This window comes from Saccharothrix xinjiangensis, from assembly GCF_039527585.1.
Classification (GTDB): Bacteria; Actinomycetota; Actinomycetes; order Mycobacteriales; family Pseudonocardiaceae; genus Actinosynnema; species Actinosynnema xinjiangensis.
This window is the reverse complement of record NZ_BAAAKE010000004.1, coordinates 173,778-193,626: the sequence shown is the minus strand read 5'-3', so window position 1 is coordinate 193,626 and position 19,849 is coordinate 173,778. Positions and strand designations below refer to the sequence as shown.

Annotated in this window: 17 protein-coding genes; 5 read left to right on the top strand and 12 right to left on the bottom strand. The window is 73.9% G+C overall.

The window, feature by feature from the left end; translation table 11 throughout:
* Positions 1-83: 83 nt before the first annotated feature.
* A complete protein-coding gene (locus ABD223_RS11460; RefSeq protein WP_344036061.1) occupies positions 84-1,811 on the top strand; it encodes an FAD-dependent oxidoreductase in 1,728 nt (575 codons plus the stop codon).
* On the opposite strand, the gene ABD223_RS11455 is transcribed toward ABD223_RS11460, so the two are convergent.
* Together ABD223_RS11455 and ABD223_RS11450 are read right to left on the bottom strand one after the other, a co-directional pair.
* On the bottom strand, positions 1,808-3,253 hold the full coding sequence (locus ABD223_RS11455; RefSeq protein WP_344036059.1) for an aldehyde dehydrogenase family protein: 1,446 nt from the start codon (positions 3,251-3,253) through the stop codon (positions 1,808-1,810). The genes ABD223_RS11460 and ABD223_RS11455 overlap by 4 nt on opposite strands.
* Positions 3,254-3,288: 35 nt before the next feature.
* Positions 3,289-3,999 carry an aminoglycoside phosphotransferase family protein gene (locus tag ABD223_RS11450; protein ID WP_344036058.1) on the bottom strand — a complete coding sequence of 237 codons (711 nt, stop codon included), beginning with the start codon at positions 3,997-3,999 and terminating at the stop codon, positions 3,289-3,291.
* 51 nt (positions 4,000-4,050) lie between these two features.
* On the opposite strand from ABD223_RS11450, the gene guaA reads away from it, so the two are divergent.
* Positions 4,051-5,610: a glutamine-hydrolyzing GMP synthase gene (gene guaA / locus ABD223_RS11445; protein WP_344036057.1), complete on the top strand. Its 1,560-nt coding sequence runs from the start codon at positions 4,051-4,053 to the stop codon at positions 5,608-5,610.
* A gap of 63 nt (positions 5,611-5,673) precedes the next feature.
* Here the strand turns inward: guaA and ABD223_RS11440 are convergent, their stop codons facing one another.
* A complete protein-coding gene (locus tag ABD223_RS11440; RefSeq protein WP_344036056.1) occupies positions 5,674-5,883 on the bottom strand; it encodes a hypothetical protein in 210 nt (69 codons plus the stop codon).
* Positions 5,876-7,147, bottom strand: a complete 1,272-nt coding sequence (locus tag ABD223_RS11435) for a PspC domain-containing protein (protein WP_344036055.1) — start codon at positions 7,145-7,147, stop codon at positions 5,876-5,878. The genes ABD223_RS11440 and ABD223_RS11435 overlap by 8 nt, the downstream gene beginning before the upstream one ends.
* 117 nt (positions 7,148-7,264) lie before the next feature.
* Between ABD223_RS11435 and ABD223_RS11430 the strand changes: the two genes are divergently transcribed.
* Both ABD223_RS11430 and ABD223_RS11425 read left to right on the top strand, forming a co-directional pair.
* Entirely contained in the window at positions 7,265-8,506 is a 1,242-nt protein-coding gene (locus ABD223_RS11430; protein WP_344036387.1) for an ATP-binding protein, read from the top strand.
* A gap of 17 nt (positions 8,507-8,523) precedes the next feature.
* On the top strand, positions 8,524-9,174 hold the full coding sequence (locus ABD223_RS11425; protein ID WP_344036054.1) for a response regulator: 651 nt from the start codon (positions 8,524-8,526) through the stop codon (positions 9,172-9,174).
* Positions 9,175-9,176: 2 nt separating this feature from the next.
* Here the strand turns inward: ABD223_RS11425 and ABD223_RS11420 are convergent, their stop codons facing one another.
* The 3 genes from ABD223_RS11420 to ABD223_RS11410 form a co-directional block, all read right to left on the bottom strand.
* Positions 9,177-10,544, bottom strand: coding sequence for a serine/threonine-protein kinase (locus tag ABD223_RS11420; protein ID WP_344036053.1), 1,368 nt, complete (start codon positions 10,542-10,544; stop codon positions 9,177-9,179).
* Positions 10,545-10,583: 39 nt separating this feature from the next.
* Complete coding sequence (locus ABD223_RS11415; RefSeq protein WP_344036051.1) at positions 10,584-10,994, bottom strand: SsgA family sporulation/cell division regulator; 411 nt, start codon at positions 10,992-10,994, stop codon at positions 10,584-10,586.
* A gap of 184 nt (positions 10,995-11,178) precedes the next feature.
* Positions 11,179-12,102 carry a DMT family transporter gene (locus tag ABD223_RS11410; protein ID WP_344036050.1) on the bottom strand — a complete coding sequence of 308 codons (924 nt, stop codon included), beginning with the start codon at positions 12,100-12,102 and terminating at the stop codon, positions 11,179-11,181.
* Positions 12,103-12,177: 75 nt separating this feature from the next.
* On the opposite strand from ABD223_RS11410, the gene ABD223_RS11405 reads away from it, so the two are divergent.
* Positions 12,178-13,074, top strand: a complete 897-nt coding sequence (locus ABD223_RS11405) for a LysR family transcriptional regulator (protein WP_344036049.1) — start codon at positions 12,178-12,180, stop codon at positions 13,072-13,074.
* A 4-nt stretch (positions 13,075-13,078) separates the two neighbouring features.
* Here the strand turns inward: ABD223_RS11405 and ABD223_RS11400 are convergent, their stop codons facing one another.
* From ABD223_RS11400 to ABD223_RS11380, 5 genes are all read right to left on the bottom strand, one after another.
* Entirely contained in the window at positions 13,079-14,698 is a 1,620-nt protein-coding gene (locus ABD223_RS11400) for a serine/threonine-protein kinase (protein ID WP_344036048.1), read from the bottom strand.
* A gap of 108 nt (positions 14,699-14,806) precedes the next feature.
* Positions 14,807-16,189 carry a serine/threonine-protein kinase gene (locus ABD223_RS11395; RefSeq protein ID WP_344036047.1) on the bottom strand — a complete coding sequence of 461 codons (1,383 nt, stop codon included), beginning with the start codon at positions 16,187-16,189 and terminating at the stop codon, positions 14,807-14,809.
* 388 nt (positions 16,190-16,577) lie between these two features.
* Positions 16,578-17,417, bottom strand: a complete 840-nt coding sequence (locus ABD223_RS11390; protein ID WP_344036046.1) for a hypothetical protein — start codon at positions 17,415-17,417, stop codon at positions 16,578-16,580.
* A 158-nt stretch (positions 17,418-17,575) separates the two neighbouring features.
* The gene (locus ABD223_RS11385; RefSeq protein ID WP_344036045.1) at positions 17,576-18,379 is read right to left on the bottom strand and encodes a hypothetical protein; all 804 of its coding nucleotides are present in this window, start codon (positions 18,377-18,379) and stop codon (positions 17,576-17,578) included.
* Between the two features lie 129 nt (positions 18,380-18,508).
* Positions 18,509-19,399 carry a hypothetical protein gene (locus ABD223_RS11380; protein ID WP_344036044.1) on the bottom strand — a complete coding sequence of 297 codons (891 nt, stop codon included), beginning with the start codon at positions 19,397-19,399 and terminating at the stop codon, positions 18,509-18,511.
* Positions 19,400-19,849: the final 450 nt, after the last annotated feature.

Sequence of the window (19,849 nt, the reverse complement as noted above, 5' to 3'; positions counted from 1 at the left end):
CGATCAGGGGAAACTACGTCCTCCTCAGGGCTGAACCGATGAAGAACTAGCTGTTACCCGAGGTAACCCCTAATCTTCCGGGCATGGGTGAACTCGCCGGTAACAACACCGACTACGACGTCGTCGTGGTGGGCTCGGGCTTCGGCGGCAGCGTGGCCGCGCTCCGGCTCACCGAGAAGGGCTACCGGGTCGCCGTCGTCGAGGCGGGTCGCCGGTTCGCCGACGACGAGTTCGCCAAGACGTCGTGGGACCTGCGCCGCTACCTGTGGGCGCCCTTCCTCGGCTGCTACGGCATCCAGCGCATCCACGCCCTGCGCAACGTCATGGTCCTCGCGGGCTCCGGCGTCGGCGGCGGGTCGCTGGTGTACGCCAACACCCTGTACCGGCCGCTCAAGCCGTTCTACACCGACCGCCAGTGGGCGCACATCACCGACTGGGAGGCCGAGCTCGCCCCGTTCTACGACCAGGCGAGCCGGATGCTGGGCGTGGTGCAGAACCCGTCCACCACCCCCAGCGACCGGGTCATGCGGCAGGTCGCGGAGGAGATGGGCGTGGCCGACAGCTTCCACCCGACCCCCGTGGGCGTGTTCTTCGGCGAGCCCGGCAAGACCGCCGAGGACCCGTACTTCGGCGGCGCGGGCCCGGACCGCACCGGCTGCACGGAGTGCGGCGCGTGCATGTCCGGCTGCCGCGTCGGCGCGAAGAACACCCTGGTCAAGAACTACCTGTACCTGGCCGAGCGCAACGGCGCCGAGGTGCTGCCGCTGACCACGGTCACCGACCTGCGCCAGTCGCCCGACGGCGCCTGGTCGGTCGGCACCCGCCGCACCGGCGGCAAGCCGCGCGGCCGCCGCCGCACCATCACCGCGAACCAGGTCGTGCTCGCCGCGGGCACGTGGGGCACCCAGCAGCTCCTGCACCGGATGCGGGCGACCGGCGCGCTGCCGCGCCTCTCGGCCAAGCTCGGCGAGCTGACCAGGACGAACTCCGAGGCGATCATCGGCGCGGGCCGCTTCACCGTGGACGAGGAGCGCAACTTCAGCCAGGGCGTGGCCATCACCTCGTCCATCCACCCGGACGAGCAGACGCACATCGAGCCCGTCCGCTACGGCAAGGGCAGCAACGTCATGGGCCTGCTCCAGACCCTGGCCACCGACGGCGCGAAGTCGACGCCCCGCCTGCTCCAGTTCCTCACCCAGGCGGTCCGGCACCCGATCCGCCTGGCCCGGCTGCTGTCGGTGCACCGCTGGAGCGAGCGGACCGTGATCCTGCTGGTGATGCAGAGCCTGGACAACTCCATCACCACCTACACCAAGAAGGGCCTGTTCGGGCGCAAGCTGACCTCGAAGCAGGGCCACGGCGAGCCGAACCCGGCGTTCATCCCGGCCGGCCACCGGGCCAACCTGCTCGCGGCGAAGCACATCGACGGCATCCCCGGCGGCACGTGGGGCGAGCTGTTCAACATCCCGCTCACCGCCCACTTCATCGGCGGCTGCCCGATCGGCTCGGACCCGGCCTCCGGCGTCATCGACGCCTACCACCGGGTCCACGACTACCCGACCCTGTCGGTCGTCGACGGCTCGGCGATCTCGGCCAACCTGGGCGTGAACCCGTCGCTGACCATCACCGCCCAGGCCGAGCGGGCGTTCGCGCTGTGGCCGAACAAGGGCGAGCCGGACCGGCGGCCCGACCAGGCGGCGGGGTACCGGCGCCTCGCACCCGTGGCGCCGAAGGACCCCGCCGTGCCCGCCCACGCCCCCGGCGCCCTGCGGCTGCCGGTGGTGGAGGTGCGCCCTGGCGGCCGCGCCTAGAGGCTGATGCCGGTGAGCACCAGGGTGCGCTCCTCGGTGAAGTCCTCCATGGCCGACCGCACGCCCTCGCGCCCGGTGCCCGAGCCCTTGACCCCGCCGTACGGCATCTGGTCGGCCCGGTACGACGGCACGTCGCCGACGATCACGCCACCGACCTCCAGCTCGGCCGCCGCCTCGAAGGCCACGGTCACGTCCCGGGTGAACACGCCCGCCTGCAACCCGTAGTCGGTGGCGTTGGCCTGCTCGAACGCCTCGGCCACGGAGTCCACCACGGACACCGCGAGCACCGGGCCGAACACCTCCTCGCGCCACAGCCGGGCCGAGGGCGGCACGTCCTGGACCACGGTCGGCTCCACGGTCGTGCCCGACCGGCCGCCGCCGAGGTGCAGCACCGCGCCGCCGGACACGGCCTCGGCCACCCACTCCTCGACCCGCCGCGCGTTGTCCTCGTCGATCAGCGGACCGACCTCGACCTCCGGGTCGTGCGGGTCGCCGGTCTTGAGCGACCGCACCGCCGCGACCAGCTTCGGCACGAACTCCCCGGCGACGTCCCGGTGCACCAGCACCCGCTGCACCGCGATGCACGACTGCCCGGCCTGGTAGTTGCCGAACGTGGCGATGCGCGAGGCCGCGAGGTCGAGGTCGGGCCAGTCCGGGCACACGATGGCCGCCGAGTTGGAGCCCAGCTCCATGACGACGTGCTTGCGCGGCGCGTCGTCCATCAGCGACCACCCGACCGAGGTCGACCCGGTGAACGAGATGACCGGCAGCCGCTCGTCGGTGACCAGGGCCTTCATGTCGCCGCCGCGCACCGGCAGCACCGAGAACGCGCCCTCGGGCAGGTCCGCCTCGGCCAGCAGCTCGCCCAGCATCAACGCGGACAGCGGCGTCGCCGACGCGGGCTTGACGATCACCGGCGCGCCGACCGCCAGCGCGGGCGCCACCTTGTGCGCCACCAGGTTCAGCGGGAAGTTGAACGGGGCCACGGCCAGCACCGGTCCGCGCGGCACCCGCCGCACCACCGCCAACCGGCCCTCGCCGCTGACGTCGGTGTCGAGCCGCTGGAGGTCGCCGGTGAACCGGCGGGCCTCCTCGGCGGCGAACCGGAACGTGTTCACCGCGCGCTGCACCTCGACGTTCGCCCACTTCAGCGGCTTGCCGTTCTCGGCGGTGATGGTCTCGGCGATCTCCTCGGCCCGTTCGGCCAGCGCCCGCGAGACCTGGAGCAGGGCCTCGGCCCGGACGTGCGCGGGCGTGCGGCGGAACTCCTTGGCCACCGCCGCGGCGGCGGCGATCGCGCGCTCCACCTGCTCCGGGCCCGGCACGGCGACCGAGGCGACCTCCGTGCCGTCGAACGGGTGGTGAACGGTGATGGCCTGCACGCCCTGCTCGGCGTGTCCGGCGATCCAGCAGGGCCGTGGCTCGGGAGTGGTCGCGTCCATGGGAGTCACCGTATGCCCGTACGGCGTGCTTGGCGCTACCGATCTTGGAAGTGCGCCCGGACGTACTCCGCATGGGCGAGGTAATAGGTGTCGTGCCCCTCCTCCCGCTGCCGGTGGAACTCGGGCAGCTCCCGGATCATCGCCACCATGTCGTCCAGCCGGGCCAGCACCCGCCCGCCCAGCCCCTCGGCGGACGTGCCGTAGGCCGCGCAGAACAGCCCGGCCCGCCGCCGCTGCTCGTCGGGCGTGCCGAACTCCGGTGAGAACGGCACCAGGCAGTACGCCGTGTAGGCCAGGTCCCACCACCGCGGCCCCGGTCGCGCGGTGTCGAAGTCGATCACACCAACGGGTGATCCTTCCCGGAACACCACGTTGTACGGCGCGAGGTCGTTGTGGCAGATCACCTCGACCGGCTCGACCGGCGGGAACCGCCAGCCCTCCCGCAGGTGCGCCAGCCCCGCGCTCGCGTCGTGCAGCCGCCGCGCCAGCCGCGCCACCTCGACCAGCACCCGGTCCGAGCGCAGCTCCTCGGGCAGCGGCGGGTGGCCCACCTCACCCTCCAGGTAGGACAGCACCTCGCGGCCCCGCTCGTCGATCCCGTGCGGCGCCGGCGAAAGGCCAAGCGGTGCAAGGTGTTCCAGCAGCCGGTGCACGTTGGGCGTCCACGGGCCGGTCGGCCGGCGCACCGTGGCGCCGATCCGCACGACCTCGTTCAGCCCGCCTCCGGTGAGCAGTTCCTCCTCCACGCATGACATCCTTCACCTGCGCGGACCCGCCGGACGAGAGGTTTTCACCCAGTGCCCGAGAGCAGCAACCGCCCTGTGCTGGTAGTCGACTTCGGCGCGCAGTACGCGCAGCTGATCGCCCGGCGAGTCCGGGAGGCGCAGGTCTACTCGGAAGTCGTGCCGCACACCACGCCGGTGTCCGAGCTGGTCGGTCGCGACCCGGCCGCCATCGTGCTGTCCGGCGGCCCGTCCAGCGTCTACGAGCCCGGCGCGCCGCAGGTCGACCCGGAGCTGTTCGACGCGGGCGTGCCGGTGTTCGGCATCTGCTACGGCTTCCAGGCCATGGCCGGCGCCCTCGGCGGCACGGTGGAGCACACCGGCACCCGCGAGTTCGGCCGCACCGAGCTGGGCGTCGAGGAGGCGGGCGGCCTGCTGCACGACGAGCTGCCCGCCAGGCACCCGGTGTGGATGAGCCACGGCGACTGCGTGACCAAGGCGCCCGAGGGCTTCACCGTCACCGCGACCAGCGAGGGCGCGCCCGTGGCCGCCTTCGAGGACCGGCGGCGCCGGTTCGCGGGCGTCCAGTACCACCCGGAGGTGGGGCACTCGCCCCACGGCCAGGAGGTCCTGCGCCGGTTCCTGCACGAGATCGCGGGCATCCGCCCCCGGTGGACGACGTCCTCGATCGTCGACGAGCAGGTGGCCCGCATCCGGGAGCAGGTCGGCGACGGCAAGGCCATCTGCGGCCTGTCCGGCGGCGTGGACTCGGCGGTCGCGGCGGCCCTCGTGCAGCGCGCCATCGGCGACCGCCTCACCTGCGTCTTCGTCGACCACGGCCTGCTGCGCGCGGGCGAGCGGGCGCAGGTCGAGCGCGACTTCGTGGCCGCGACCGGCGTCAACCTGGTCACCGTCGACGCCCGCGAGCGCTTCCTCGACGCCCTCAGGGGCGTCACGGACCCCGAGCGGAAGCGCAAGATCATCGGCCGCGAGTTCATCCGGGTCTTCGAGCAGGCCGAGCGCGACCTCAAGGCCGAGGGCGACTACCGGTTCCTCGTGCAGGGCACCCTGTACCCGGACGTGGTCGAGTCCGGCGGCGGCACGGGCGCGGCGAACATCAAGAGCCACCACAACGTGGGCGGCCTGCCCGACGACCTCCAGTTCACCCTGGTGGAGCCGCTGCGCGCGCTGTTCAAGGACGAGGTGCGCCGCGTCGGCGCGGAGCTGGGCCTGCCCGAGACCATCGTCCAGCGGCAGCCGTTCCCCGGCCCCGGCCTGGGCATCCGGATCATCGGCGAGGTCACCCAGGAGCGCCTGGACATCCTCCGCAGGGCCGACGCCATCGCGCGCGAGGAGCTGACCAGCGCGGGCCTGGACCGGCAGATCTGGCAGTGCCCGGTGGTCCTGCTCGCGGACGTGCGCAGCGTGGGCGTCCAGGGCGACGGCCGCACCTACGGCCACCCGGTGGTGCTGCGGCCGGTGTCCAGCGAGGACGCCATGACCGCCGACTGGACCCGCCTGCCCTACGACGTGCTGGAGCGCATCTCCACCCGCATCACCAACGAGGTCAACGAGGTCAACCGGGTCGTGCTGGACGTGACGAGCAAGCCGCCGGGCACCATCGAGTGGGAGTGAGCGGGCGAAGGGCCCGTCCCGCAGGACGGGCCCTTCGCCTCCCCGCCTCCCCCGGGGACCGGGCTACCCCCGCCGGCGCATCGACCCCGCCAGCAACCCGATCCCGATGACCATCGCGCCACCGGCCAGCGCCCACCTCAGGTCGAGGAAGTCCGGCCACGCCGCGCCGTCGGAGAGCGTGTAGGCGGCGGCGACCAGGGCCGCGACCCCGAACACCAGGCCGACCACGTCCACGCCCCGCTTCTCCACGCCCCCGTGCTCCTGGTCAGCCACGGCTCACCTCCACCTCTCCGATCTCGCTCCGCACGTCCAGCTCGACCCTCAGCCCGCCGGGCCCGTCCGCGCCCTCGTCGTCCTCGACCCGCTGGTGCGCGTCCTTGCCGTCGCTCTCCCGGCCGAGGCACTTCACGTTCCCCACCTCGGTCGAGCAGGTCACGGACACGTCCGCGTCGCGCGGCACCCGCACCCTGGCGCTGCCCAGCCCGATCTCGACCTCGGTGCGCACCGAGCCGGTCGAGGGCAGCCCGGTCAGGTCCAGGTCGACCTCGCCGACGCCCCAGTCGTACCGGTCCTCCACCTGCTCGATCGACGTCGGCGCGAGCCGGGTGCTGCCGACCTCGCCCGACCTGACGCCGTCGAAGTCGACCGCGGTCGCGGCCACGCCGACCACCGACAGCGGCACGGCCAGCCAGGCCAGGCCGCGACCCCCGCCGCCGCGCAGCGCGCCGACCACCATGCCCGCGCCCAGCACGGCCACCACCAGCCCGATGGTGTGCGCCTCGTCGAGCCACGCCAGCTCCTGCGACAGGGCCGCCGCGCCGGCCAGCACGATCAGCGCCAGCCCGAACGTCACCGTCCCCACCCGCGACCGCCGCCGCGCCGGCCGCGAGACCGGGGCCACCGGCTCGACCCCCGACGCCGGCTCCGGCAGGTCCCACGCGAACGGCGCCGCGCCCAGCGGGTCCCACGCGGGCGGCGTCACCGGCCCGGTCGGGTGCTCCTGGTAGGCCGGCACCTCGATCGGGTCCACCCCGCCCGTGCTCGTCGCCACCGGGCACACCCCCACCCCGTCGAAGGCCGGCGCGGGCGCGGTGGCCACCTCCGGCCGGTTGAACTGCCCGCGGGCGCGGTGCAGCAGGTAGATCGAGCCCACGGACAGCAGCACGCCGCCGACCATGGTGAACCCGCCGTCGACGAACACGCCGGTCGCCGGCACCACGGCCAGGCCCAGCAGCACGGTCAGCGGGGTCGGGGTCGAGCTGCGGCCCTGCCCGAGCAGCGCCTCCGCGGGCGACACCTCGTCGTCCTCCTGCGCGAGCAGCAGCCAGCCCAGCAGGTAGATGAGGATCCCGGCGCCGTTGCACAGCGCCATGGCCACGAACGCGACCCGGGCGATCACCGGGTCGACCTGGTACCGCCGCGCGATGCCGACGGCCACGCCGGCGATCTTGCGACCGTCGTGGGGCCGCCTGGGCCGGCTGACCCAGAAGTCCTTCAACGTCTCCTCGACGTTGGCCGCGCTGATGTTCCCGCTCACGGTGAGGAGCTTGCTCGACGGCGGCGCCCCCGCACATCCGGGACCCACCCTGAACCCGACATGGGGTGGAACCCTGATGACCGCCCCCCACCCGCGTGTGACCCTTGAGCGGTGAGCGTGGAGACGAAGGCCGCCAAGGCGGTCGCCGCCAAGACGGCCAAGGCCGTCGAGCCCGTGCGCCGCAGGCGGACCGGCCGGGTGGTCGCGGGCGTGGCGGGCGGGGTCGCGGACCACCTCGGCGTCGAGGTGTTCTGGGTGCGGGCGGTGTTCGCCGCGCTGACCGCGCTCAACGGCGTCGGCGTGATCGCCTACGGCCTGCTGTGGCTGTTCGTGCCGCAGCGCACGGCCGGCGAGCCGGAGGCGCCGCCGAACCCCCGGGAGCGGCAGCAGGCGCTGGGCCTGGTCGCCCTGGGCATCGCCGCGGCCGTGCTGGCGGGCCTGTTCTCCGGCCCGGTGAACGGCTGGATCGCCGGGCCGCTCGCGGTGGCCCTGGTGGGCGCGGCCGTGGTGTGGCGCGAGGCGGACGAGGCGCAGCGCCGCCGCTGGCGGGACGGCGCCCGGTCCGGGTTCATCGGCAACGGGCGCACCACCGCGGTGCGCGTGCTCGCGGGCGTGGCGCTGGTCGCCATCGGCATCGGCGTGCTGCTGGTCAACAGCTACGGCATCGACCAGCTGCGGTTCGCGCTGCTGGCCGTGGTGGCCACGCTCGGCGGCGTGGCGGTGCTCACCGTGCCGCTGTGGGTGAAGCTGATCAACGACCTGGGCGAGGAGCGGCGGGCCCGCATCCGCACCGAGGAGCGCGCCGAGATCGCCGCCCACCTGCACGACTCCGTGCTCCAGACGCTCGCGCTGATCCAGAAGCAGGCCGAGCGGCCGCGCGAGGTCAAGCGGCTGGCGCGCGGCCAGGAGCGGCAGCTGCGCGAGTGGCTGTACGGCAAGGTCGTGGAGGAGAACAACCTGCCCACCACCCTGTCCGCCTCGATCGCCAAGGCCTCCGGCGAGGTGGAGGACGCGTTCGCGCTGGCCGTGCAGCAGGTGGTGGTCGGCGACTGCGAGCTGGACCCCAACCTGCACGCGCTGGTGCAGGCGTCCCGCGAGGCGATGGTCAACGCGGCCAAGCACGCGGGCGTCGCGGAGATCAGCGTCTACGGCGAGGTCGAGCCCGATCGGGTGACGGTGTTCGTGCGCGACCGGGGCAAGGGCTTCGACCCGGGGACCGTGCCGGAGGACCGGCATGGCCTCGCGGACTCGATCCGGGGGAGGATGGACCGGCACGGCGGCGAGGTCCGCGTCCGCACCGCGCCGGGTGAGGGCACGGAGGTGCAGCTGATGATGCCGAGGAAGACAGCGGACAAGTGAGGGACGGGGGCCGAACCGTGGCCGTACGGGTGTTCCTGGTCGACGACCACGCGCTGTTCCGCGCGGGGGTCCGGGCGGAGCTGGAGTCGATCACCGACGAGATCGAGGTGGTCGGCGAGGCGGGCTCGGTCGGCGAGGCCGTCGCGGGCATCGCCCACCACCGCCCGGACGTGGTGCTGCTGGACGTGCACATGCCCGACGGCGGCGGCGCGGAGGTGCTGCGGCAGGTCCGCACGACGCTGCCCGAGGTGGTGTTCCTGGCGCTGTCGGTGTCGGACGCGGCCGAGGACGTCATCGCGGTCATCCGCGCGGGCGCGCGGGGGTACGTGACGAAGACCATCTCCAGCCAGGAGCTGGTGAAGGCGGTCGTGCGGGTCGCGGAGGGCGACGCGGTGTTCAGCCCGCGCCTGGCCGGGTTCGTGCTGGACGCGTTCGCCGACCGGCCCGGCGCGGCCCCGATCAGCGACCCGGAGCTGGACCTGCTGACGCCGCGCGAGCGGGACGTGCTGCGGCTGCTGGCCCGCGGCTACGCGTACAAGGAGATCGCGTCCGAGCTGTTCATCTCGGTGAAGACGGTCGAGACGCACGTGTCGAGCGTGCTGCGCAAGACGCAGCTGTCCAACCGGTACGAGCTGTCCCGCTGGGCGTCGGACCGCAGGCTCGTCTGAGGTCAGCCCGCCGAGGTGGCCGCGCCGGGCAGCTCGTCGGCCGCCACGATCCGCGGCCGCCCCTCGTAGGACTCGACCCGCAGCAGGTAGTTCCCGTTGCTCGTGACGCCGCCGCGCACGAACGCCACCGCGACGTGCACCCAGACCCGCGAGCCCTCGGCCCGGGTCTGGACCGGCGTCGCCAGCACGTCGTCGTACTGGCCCCAGAACGCCAGGTACTCCTCCAGCGACTGGCTGTAGGTCGGGGTGAGGTTGTCGTAGGCGACCCGCGGGTTCTCCGGCAGCAGGTCGTAGTGCCCCCTGACGAGCGCCTCCGCCTCCTCGGCGGTGACCGGGGGCGCGACGGTGGTCCGCGGTGGATCGGTGGCGTGGCGGCCGTTCCCGGGCCCCTCGGGCATCAGGGACACGGCCGCGACCGATCCCGCGACCGCCACCAGCACGACCGCCGCCACCACCGGGGCGAGCCACCGGCGACGGCGCGCGACCGGGTCCCCCTCCGCGGCGGGCCGCTCCCCGGATCGCTCCTCGGGCTGCTCCCCGGGCGGCTCCGGCTGGTCCGCCCGGTGCTCGGCGAGCAGCGCCACGACCTCCTCGACCGTGGGGCGGCGGTCCGGGCCGGTGTCGAGCATCCTGGTCAGCAGGTCGGTGAGCGGGCCCGACCGGGTGGGCGGCTCGACCTTGCCCGCGGCGGCCCGGTACAGCAGGCCGAAGCTGTTGTCGGAGGTGCCGTACGGCGACCGGCCCTCGGTCGCCGCGTACAGCGTCGCGCCGAGGGAGAACACGTCGGAGGCGCTGCTCGGCTGCTCGCCGCGCGCGACCTCGGGCGCGAGGTACGCCGGGGTGCCGGTGATCATGCCGCTGTCGGTGAGCGTGCCGTCCCCCGCGGCGCGCGAGATGCCGAAATCGGTGAGCTTCACCGCGCCGTCGTGGCCGATGAGCACGTTCGACGGTTTCACGTCCCGGTGCACGATGCCCGCCGCGTGGGCCGCGGCGAGCGCTGCGGCGACCTGGCCCCCGATCCGGGCCGCCTCGTCCGGTTCCACCCTGCCCCGCTCCGCCAGCAGGGCGGACAGGCTCCGCGAGGGCAGGTGCTCCATGACCAGCCAGGGCCGGTCGTCCTCCACCACCACGTCGAAGACCGAGATCGCGCCCGGGTGGTGCAGCCGGGCGGCGTTGCGCGCCTCGCGCATGGCCCGCGCCCTGGCCGTCGCGGCCTGCTCGGGCGTCAGGTCGGGCAGGCGCAGCTGCTTCACGGCCACCTCGCGGTCCAGGAGCTCGTCCCGGGCCAGCCAGACGACGCCCATGGCGCCGCTGCCGATCCGCTCGACCAGCGCGTACCGACCGCCCACCGTCCCCCCGGCCCCCGTCACAGCTTCAGAGGGTAGGCGACGGGCGGGCGGGCGAGCCCGTCAGTTGGTCGAGACGAGCTTGGCCAGCTCGCGGTCGAAGTCGATCCACAGGTCCTCCTCTCCCGGCTGGACCACGTCATAGGTCAGGTCCAGGAACTCGGCGATGTGCTCGGCCTCGGCGGAGAGGATGGCGAAACCCGTCGGCGCGTTCAGCTCCAGCAGGACCCGCTCCGGGTCGTCGGCCGCCGGGCGGATGAGGATGTCGCCCTCGCCGGACGGCGTCAGCAGGCCGTCGGCCAGCAGGTCGCGCGCGAAGATCCACTCCACCTTGCCCTGTCCGGTGTGGAACAGCACGGCGACCGCGTACGGGTCCTCCGGCTCGTAGTGCAACTCGGCCTCGACGGGCGCCGGGGCCACGCCGGGCACGAGGAGGTGGAACGTCGTCGTGGTGGTGATGCTCTCGTTGCTCATGGTCGTGGGGTTCCCTCCTGGTGCGAGTCCTTTCATCTGAGGAGACGTCCGAAAGTGCGTTCCAGGACGCGGTTCGCCTGAACACCACGCGATCGGGGGAGACCTGCGTCGCAATACCACCCATTTGCCCAGGAGCCGTGTCTCAACAGGACTGTACCGACGGGTAACCCATTGTTATCGCAGGTCACTTGAGCGTAGTCAGGGTGACCCGGGTCACTGGCAGGACGACCGGAGCGGGCCGCCGGCGGGTCAGCGCGACGCCCGCGAGCACCACCGCCATGCCGATCACCACCCGGACGCCGATCTCCTCGCCGAGGAACGCCGCGCCGAGCAGGACGGAGACCACGGGCAGCAGGTAGCCGACGGTCGTGGCGTTGGTCGGGCCCTCGTCCTCGATGATCCGGTAGTTCAGCACGAACGCGACGCCCGTCCCGAGCACGCCCAGGACCGACACGGCCACGAGCGGCCCCCAGGACAGGTGCACCGGTTGGAGGCCGCCCGCGGGCACCGCGAGCGCGGTCAGGCCCGTCGCGCCGACCAGCTGCGTCGAGGAGAGCTGGACGGGGGTCAGGCCGCGCCCGGAGACCGTGCGGCCGATGTAGGTGTAGCAGACCGCGTAGGACGCGGCGGCGAGCAGGCACGCCAGCGCGCCCCAGCTCGCCAGGCCGGCGCGCCCCCACGGCGCGAAGATCAGCAGCACGCCCGCGAACCCGAGCGCCAGGCCGACCAGCCGGGCCGGGTTGCGCTGCCGCTCGGTGCCCAGCGCCAGGCCCAGGCCCAGCGCCCACAGGGGCGTGGTGGCGTTGAGCACACCGGCGACGCCGGAGTCGACGGTCTGCTCGCCCACCGCGAACAGGGCGAAGGGCACGGCGCTGCCGAACACGGCGGCGACCAGCAGGTGGCGCCAGGAGCGGCGGTCGCGCGGCAGCCGCTGCCCGCTGACCCGCAGCACCACCACGAGCACCAGCGCGCCCAGGGCGCTCCGCGCAAAGGCGATCTGCACGGGGGAGAGGCCGGTGAGCGCGATCTTGATCCACAGGAAGCTCGAACCCCACAGCAGGGCGAGCACACCCATCCTGACCAGCGTGCCTGAACTGTTCACGGGCATACACTGAGCCAGGCGAAGTATCAGGACAAGTGAATAGAACTGCACGACCTTTAAGCAGAGCTGTAAGGTCCGGCCATGTTGGACGTGCGACGCATGCAGGTGCTCCGGGCCGTGGTGACCACCGGCTCCATCACCGCCGCGGCGGTCAACCTGGGCTACACGCCCTCCGCGGTGAGCCAGCAGGTCGCGGCCCTGGAGAAGCAGGCGGGCCTGCCGCTGCTCGACCGCGTCGGCCGCGGCGTCCGGCCCACCGCCGCGGGCAGGCTGCTCACCGAGCACGCCGCCCGCATCACCGACCGGCTGGCCGAGGCCGAGGCGGCGCTGGCCGACCTGCGCGCGGGCCGCACCGGGCGGCTGCGCGTGCGCTACTTCGCCACCGCGGGCGCGGCGCTCGTGCCGCCCGCCGTGGCCGCGTTCCGCGAGCGGCACGCCGACGTGCGGCTCGACCTCAAGCTCACCGAGCCCGACGATCCGATGGTCGAGCTCCAGGCGGGCCGCGCCGACGTGGCCATCGTCGTTCGCGCGCGGGACACCCCGCCACCGCGCGGCGTGCGCGTCGTGCACCTGCTCGACGACCCTTACGTGGCGGTGCTGCCGCGCGGCCACGAACTGGCCCGCAAGCGCGTGCTGGACCTCGCCGACCTGGCCGGGCAGCCGTGGGTGGACGCGGTGGTCGCGCCCGGCGCGTGCCGGGACGTCGTGCTCGACGCCTGCGCGGCGGCCGGGTTCGCGCCGAACGCCGTCGTCGAGGCCGACGACCACCCGACCGCGCAGGGGTTCGTCGCCGCCGGGCTCGGCGTCACCATCGTGCCCAAGCTCAGCCTGGACGTGGTGCACCCCGGCGTGGTCGTGCGCAAGCTGCGCCACCCGGAGCCGACCAGGACCATCGGCGCCGCGGTGCGCGAGGACGGGACCGGCGGCCCCGCGGCGGCCGGCCTGCTGGCCGCGCTGCGGGACGCCGCGAACCGCTGACGGGCTAGGGCTTGCCCAGGTTCTGCTCGTTGGAGATGTAGAGGCTCTGCTGCGCCCACTGGAGCACGATGAGCTTCTTCTCCTCGCTGGTCGTGCCGTCCTTCATGCGGAAGGTGACCTCGATCACGTAGGCGAAGTCCTCGTTGTACTCGATCTCGTCGAGCTCGACCGACTCGACCTGGTCCCACCAGCTCTTGTAGCTGTCGAACCCGCCCTGGGCGCCCTGCATGGACGGGGCCAGGCGCGCCCAGCCGTCCTCCAGGTTGCCCGGCACGAGCGCGTAGTAGTCGCGGACGGCCTGCTCCTGCTGCTGGCGCGTCGGCGAGGAGGTGTAGGTGGCGGGCGGCCCGGCCGACTTCTTCGTCTGCGACGTCGACGGCTCGCCGCCCGCGGCCTGCGCCGTGGTGGTGGCGGTGACGTCCGAGGCCCGGTCGTTCGGGTCCTCCTGGTTGGAGAACACGCTGGCGAGCATGATGCCCACCACGGCCGCGCCCGCGATCGCCAGCGCCGTGAGCACGGTCGACCGCTTGCTCCTCGGCTGGCCCGACCCGCCGGGGCGGGACGAGCCCACCGGTCTGCGGGGCCGGTCCTGGGCGGCGGCCGGGTGCTGCTGCGGCGGCACCGGGGCCACGCGCGTCGCCGGGTGGTGGGCCTGCTGGTTGTGCCCCGCCTGGTTGTGCGCCTGCTGGTTCTTCGGGGCGACCGGGGGCATCGCCCTGGTCTGCGCGGGCACCTGCACCGGCGCGCCCTGCCACGACGGCGGGTGCGTCTGCGGCATCGGCACCGGGAAGTCCGGCGCGGCCCGGCCCGCGGCCACCGCGGCCAGCGCCTCGCGCGCCTCCGCCATGGTCGGCCGGTCCTCCGGCTCGGCGCGCAGCAGGCGCATCAGCAGCGCGGTCAGCGGACCCGCCTGCTTCGGCGGCACCACCTTGCCCGACGCGACCTGGTGCAGCAGCGCGATGGTGTTCTCGTTGAGGCCGAACGGCGGCGCGCCCTCGACCGCCGCGTACAGCGTCGAGCCCAGCGAGAACACGTCCGACGGCGGGCCCGGGTCGTAGCCCTTGGCCACCTCGGGCGCCAGGTAGGCGGGCGTGCCCGCGAGCATCCCGGTCGCGGTGACCGTGACGTCGCCGGTGGCCCGGGAGATGCCGAAGTCGGTGATCTTCACCGTGCCGTCGTTGCCGAGCAGGATGTTGCCCGGCTTGATGTCGCGGTGCACGATGCCCGCGTTGTGGGCGGCGGCCAGCGCCGAGGCCACCTGCGAGCCGACCGAGGCGACGTCGCGGGGCGGCAGCGTGCCGCGCTCCGAGAGCACCGTGGACAGGCTCTTGGACGGCAGGTACTCCATCACCAGCCAGGGCTGGCCGTCGTCCTCCGCCACGTCGTACACCGCGATCGCGTGCGGGTGCTGGAGGCGGGCCGCGATCCGGCCCTCCCGCATCGCCCGGCGCTTCGCCTCGTCGGTGTCGGCCTCGGCGAGGCCGGGCTGAAGCAGCAGCTGCTTCACGGCGACCGTCCGGTGCAGGCGCTCGTCGTGCGCCTGCCAGACGATGCCCATCGCTCCGCTGCCGATCCGCCGGCCGAGGCGGTAGCGGCCGGCGACCAGGCGGCCATCGTCGGTCACGGCGTGCTCCCAGTTAGCTGCTAGGGATTTTCAGTGGCGAAGTGCAGGACGCCACTAGGACAAAGACGTTGCATCACCCGATCGGGTTCAACGCCCACCTTACGAGGTTCACTGCCCCTCCTGTGGAGGGGTGCTCGTTGCTGTTGTGGTCGGTGGTGCCGTCGTCGTGGTCGGCGTCGTCGTCGAGGGCGCCGGCCGCGTGGTCGTGGTGGTGGGTTCCGGCGGCTCGGTCGTGGTGGTGGGCTCGGGCTCCGGCTCGGTGGTCGTCACCTCGACGGTGACCGTCTCCGTCTGGACGGTGGTGGTCACCTGGGGCGGGGTGGTCGTCGTGGTCGGCGCGGGCTTCGACGAGCTGCTCGGGTCCGTGGCCGGCGCCGACGGGTTCCGGTTGTCGAACACGTCCAGCGCCACCAGCAGCACGCCGAGCAGCAGGATCACGCCCAGGACCACGGCGGTGATCACCAGCGGCTTGGTGCCGCTCCGGTCGGGCGCGGGCGCGACCGCGGGCATGGAGCCCGTGCGCGGTCCCGCGGGACGCGGTCCGACCGTGCGGGGTCCGGGCCGCACCACGCGGGTGCGGTCGGGGTCCACCACGGTCGTGGCGCCCGCGCCGACGACCGGCGCGATGGCGGTCGCGGTGCTCGCCGGCATGCCGGTGAGGCTGGGGTTCCGGCCCTGCGCCACCGCGTTGAGCAGGTCCCGGGCCTGGGCCATGGTCGGCCGGTCGGCCGGGTCGTAGTTCAGCAGGCGGAGCAGCACGTCGGTCAGCGGGTGGTCGAGCGTCGGCGGGTTGATCCGGCCGGCGGCGACCGCGTGCAGCACGCCCAGCGTGTTCTCCGACAGCCCGAACGGCGGTTCGCCCTCGGCCGCCGCGTACAGCGTCGAGCCGAGCGAGAACACGTCCGAGGCGGGTGTCGGGTCCTGGCCGCGGGCGATCTCCGGCGCCAGGTAGGCGGGCGTGCCCGCGATCAGCCCGGTCTTGGTGACCGTGACGTCGTCGCTGGCGCGCGAGATGCCGAAGTCGGTGATCTTGACCAGGCCGTTGTCGGCGAGCAGCACGTTGCCGGGCTTGACGTCCCGGTGCACGATCCCGGCGGTGTGGGCGGCGGCCAGCGCGGCGGCGGCCTGCGCGCCGATCTGCGCCACCTCCACCGGGTCGAGCGGGCCGTGCTCGGCCATCGTGTCGGCCAGGCTGTAGGACGGCAGGTACTCCATGACCAGGCACGGAGCGCCGTTCTCCTCCACCACGTCGTAGACCGCGATGGCGTTCGGGTGGTGCAGCTTGGCGGCGATGCGACCCTCGCGCATGGCGCGCTGGATCGCCTCGTCCTGCTCGCGCTCGTCCAGGCTGGGCTGGAGCAGCAGCTGCTTGATGGCGACGATGCGGCCCAGGCGCTCGTCCTGGGCGCGCCACACGACGCCCATCGCGCCGCTGCCGATCCGGTCCAGGAACCGGTAGCGGTCGGCGATGACGCGACCGTCGTTGCTCACCGGGCCACCTCGCTGGGGCGCTGCGTGACCGCGGCAAGGGCAGCTGGTCTCACGCTCGGGCTCCTCGTCGTGCGGGTCGGTGCGCGGAACAGGCTAGGCCACCGCTCGCCCGCAGAGCCTACCCCGGCCCGCACTGCCGCTCGGGCACCGTTGTGCAGGTCACGTGAGCCGAGGGGTGACCTGGAAGGGATACCCGATACCGGCCGGGAACGGCACCCGTTCGAGTGAAGATCGCGGGTATTGCGGCCGAATGGCCCAACCCCGAGCGGGCCGCGCGCCCGCACCACCCTCAAACCCCCGGCGTGTCCTCCGCCCGGACACCGCGTGTCCTCCGCTCCGGCATCGCGAGTCCTCCGCTCCGGCCGGGCGTGTCGTCCGGTCGGGGCGTTCAGCTCGACGGGGCGAAGAAGTCGAACCCGCCGATCGGCTCCAGGATCCCGCCGAGGTCCAGGCCGATCCCGAGGCCCGGGGCGGGCTGCTCGGACGACGAGGGTGGCGGCGTGCTCGGGTCCGTGGAGGACGGCGAGGACGGCGAGGACGGCACAGACGGCGCGGTCGACGAGGACGACGGCGGCGGCGGCGGGGGCGGGGTGCTGGTGTTGCCGGGCGGCGGCGTCGTGGTGCTCGTGCTCGGCGCGGTCGTCGTGGTCTGGTCCGTCGTGGTGCCCGGGGCCTGCGTGGTGGTGCTCGGGGCCTGCGGGGCGGGGGCCTGCCGCTGCTGCGGCTGGTTGACGCGCGGAGCGCGCTGCGTGGTGGTCCGCTCCGGCGCGGCGGTCGTCGTCTCCGCCTCCGCCTGCTTGACCTCCTGCTGCTTGGTCGCGGCGGTGAGGTCCTTGGTCAGCGTGTTCGTGGCCCGCGCGGCCTGCCGGGCGTCGAAGCGCACCTCGGCGAGCGGCCGCTCGTCCGGGGAGGACACCAGGCTCGACGCGGTGAACGCGACCGCGCCGGCGAGCACCACGCCACCACCGGCCATCGCGACGAGCTTCGGCACGGGCAGCCCGCCGCCGCGCTCCTCCTCGCCGGCGCGCCCCTCGCGGCGCAGCAGCTCGGTGATGTGCAGTTCCCGGCCGGAGAGGCTGGTGGTCGGCTTGAACCGCACCGTCTCCGGCTCCACCTCGGTGATCCTCGGGATCGGCTGCGTCTCCGTTTCGCGCCGGGCGATCAGGTCGGCGACCGACAGCTGCTCCGTCGAGCCATCCCGTCGACGGCGTTTGTCGTCGTTCGACACCGGTGGACACCTTTCCCGGGGAGTGCGTTGCGCTACTGACCGGGATCATGGATACCGAATCGTGACCGAGTTTGTAACCCCTTCGGGGGAAGTTTGGCACAGAAACACAGTTGACATCGACGCTCTGTCAGGGGAAAGACGCGCAAGGTTACGCATCGTCAGCTCCGCTGGGCGGACAGCACCTCCGTGCCGACGATGCGCGGGACGGTCGTGTCGGACAGCCGGAACAGCTGCTCGACCCGCATCCACCCGCCGGTGCGCTCCTGCATCGACACCACCGCGAGCACCGCGCCGCCCGCCTGGAGCGTGGTCGACTCGATGGTGATCGCCTGCACCCGGCCCCACGCCGCCGCGAACTCCCGGGCCTCCTCGCCCGCGGGCTCCGGTGACAGCAGCCGCGCGGCCTCGGCGGGCCTGGAGGGCAGCAGCTCGTAGAACCGCCGCACCACGTCCACCCGCGGCCTCGGCCCGTGGCGGGGCTCGACGGGCACCACCACGCCGTCGCCGACCCGCACGTCGGCGGCGGGCGGCGCGATCGCCTGCTCCACCGCGGGCGGGTCGACCAGGCCGCCGCCCGGCTGGGCGCCCGGCTCGCCGCCCAGTTCGGCGGACAGCAGGTCCGGGCGCAGCGCCGACACCCCGTCGAGCCGCGGCGGCGCCTCCACCGACGGCGGCGGGGGACCGGCGTCGCGCCGGCCCGCCAGGACCGACGCCGCCACCACGGTCGCCAGCAGCACCACCACCCCGGTGGTCACGCCCGCGAGCTTCGCCGCCCGCCTGGGCGGCCGCCGCTCCGGTGGCGTCGGCGCCTGCTCCGCGAGCAGGTCGCGCACCAACTGGTGCGCGGCGGTCCGCTCCCGGGACCGGAGGCGCAACGGGGTCGGCTGCTGCCTGATCAACTCGGCCACGCTCACCGAGCCCGCGCGGTCGTGCCGGTGGCCGCTCGTCGTAGGGCGCTGCACTGGCGACTCCCTCGCTGTCTCGTCGCCAGCACTCGTACCGTCTCCGACCAGCGGAAAGCCAGCTCCAGGCAGGAGTTCACCCTTTCGTGGCGACCAGTGGTCAACCACGCCAGGCGATCGGGTGAACGACTACGGAATGACGTGCTGCTCCGCGTCCGAGGACGACTGCTCGACGGCTGCCGCGGGCCGTTCGGCATGGATCAGCGGTTCGCCCGTGGTGGTGAACTCCAGCTGCCGCTCCTCGGTGACCGTGGCCCCGTCCTTCCGCGTCACCTGCAACGTGCTGAACGTGGCGCCCTTCGTCTCGTCCACCCGGATGGCGGTCACCTCGATCCGCGACACGTCCGCGAACTGCCGCGCCACCAGCTCCTCGGCCTCGGGTCGGAAGGAGTCCGCGACCATCGCCATCGCGGCGCTGCTGTCGCGCACCGCCTCCTCGTAGAACTTCTCCGTGCGCGCGGCGATCGCCACCCCGTCCACCAGCGGCGGCTCGTCGCCGTGCGGGACGGTGACGACCTCGGGCGACCCGGTCGGCGCGGTCGAACCGGGGGTGGCGGGACCGGGGGTGGCGGGACCGGCCGGCTCCTCGGGCGAGTTGCCGCCGGCGGCCCTGCGCTCCTCCCCGGGCGCCCGCAGCTCCTCCGGCTCGTTCACGCGATCGGGCGACTCGGCGTCCGGTGCACCGGTGTTCGGCGCGGGCTCGTCCGGCGCGGGGGTGCCCGGCTGCGGGGTGGTCGCGGTGGTGGACCCGGGCAGCAGCGGCACGCCGGTCGGGTAGCCCGGCAGCCCGACGCGCTCCGCCGGGTAGCCCGCGCCGACCAGCTTGGACGCCGCCAGGGCCAGTCCGACCAGCACGCCCGCCGAGGAGAGGACCGCGAACCAGGCGGCCCGCTTCCACGTCCCGGGCGGCGTCGCCGAGGCGGGTACCAGGCCGATGTTGAACTTGCGCAACCCCACCGCGTCGCTGTCCGCGAACGGGTCGAGCGCTCGCGGCGCGGGTGGCGGCGAGGGGTGCCGCACGAGCGGCGGCGAACTGCGCGCGCGCTGCGCGGGGACCGCCGGTGGCGGCAGCGGCTGGTGCGACGACGGTTGGGGTGACGACGGTTGGGGCGACAGCGGCTGTGGCCGCGGTGGCTGCGCCGGTGGTGGCGGCGGTTGGTGCGCGGGCGGCGGCTGCTCGGGCGGCAGTGATCGCGCCTGCGACGGCTGCGCCGGTGGTGGCGGTGGCCACGACGGTCGTGGCGGCGGCTGCGAGGACGGCGGCTGTGGTCGTGGCTGCGGTTGCGGCGGTGGCTGTGACCGAGCCGGTGGCGGTAGCGAGCGCGACTGTTGCGGTAGCGGCTGCGACGGCAGCGGCGGCGGCAACAACGGCCGCGGCGCCGACGACGCCGGCGAGCGGTCTGGCTCGCCACCCCCGGGCAGCCGGGTCGCCGCCCCGCACTCCCGCCGATGCCCTTCCGAGCGCTCCGG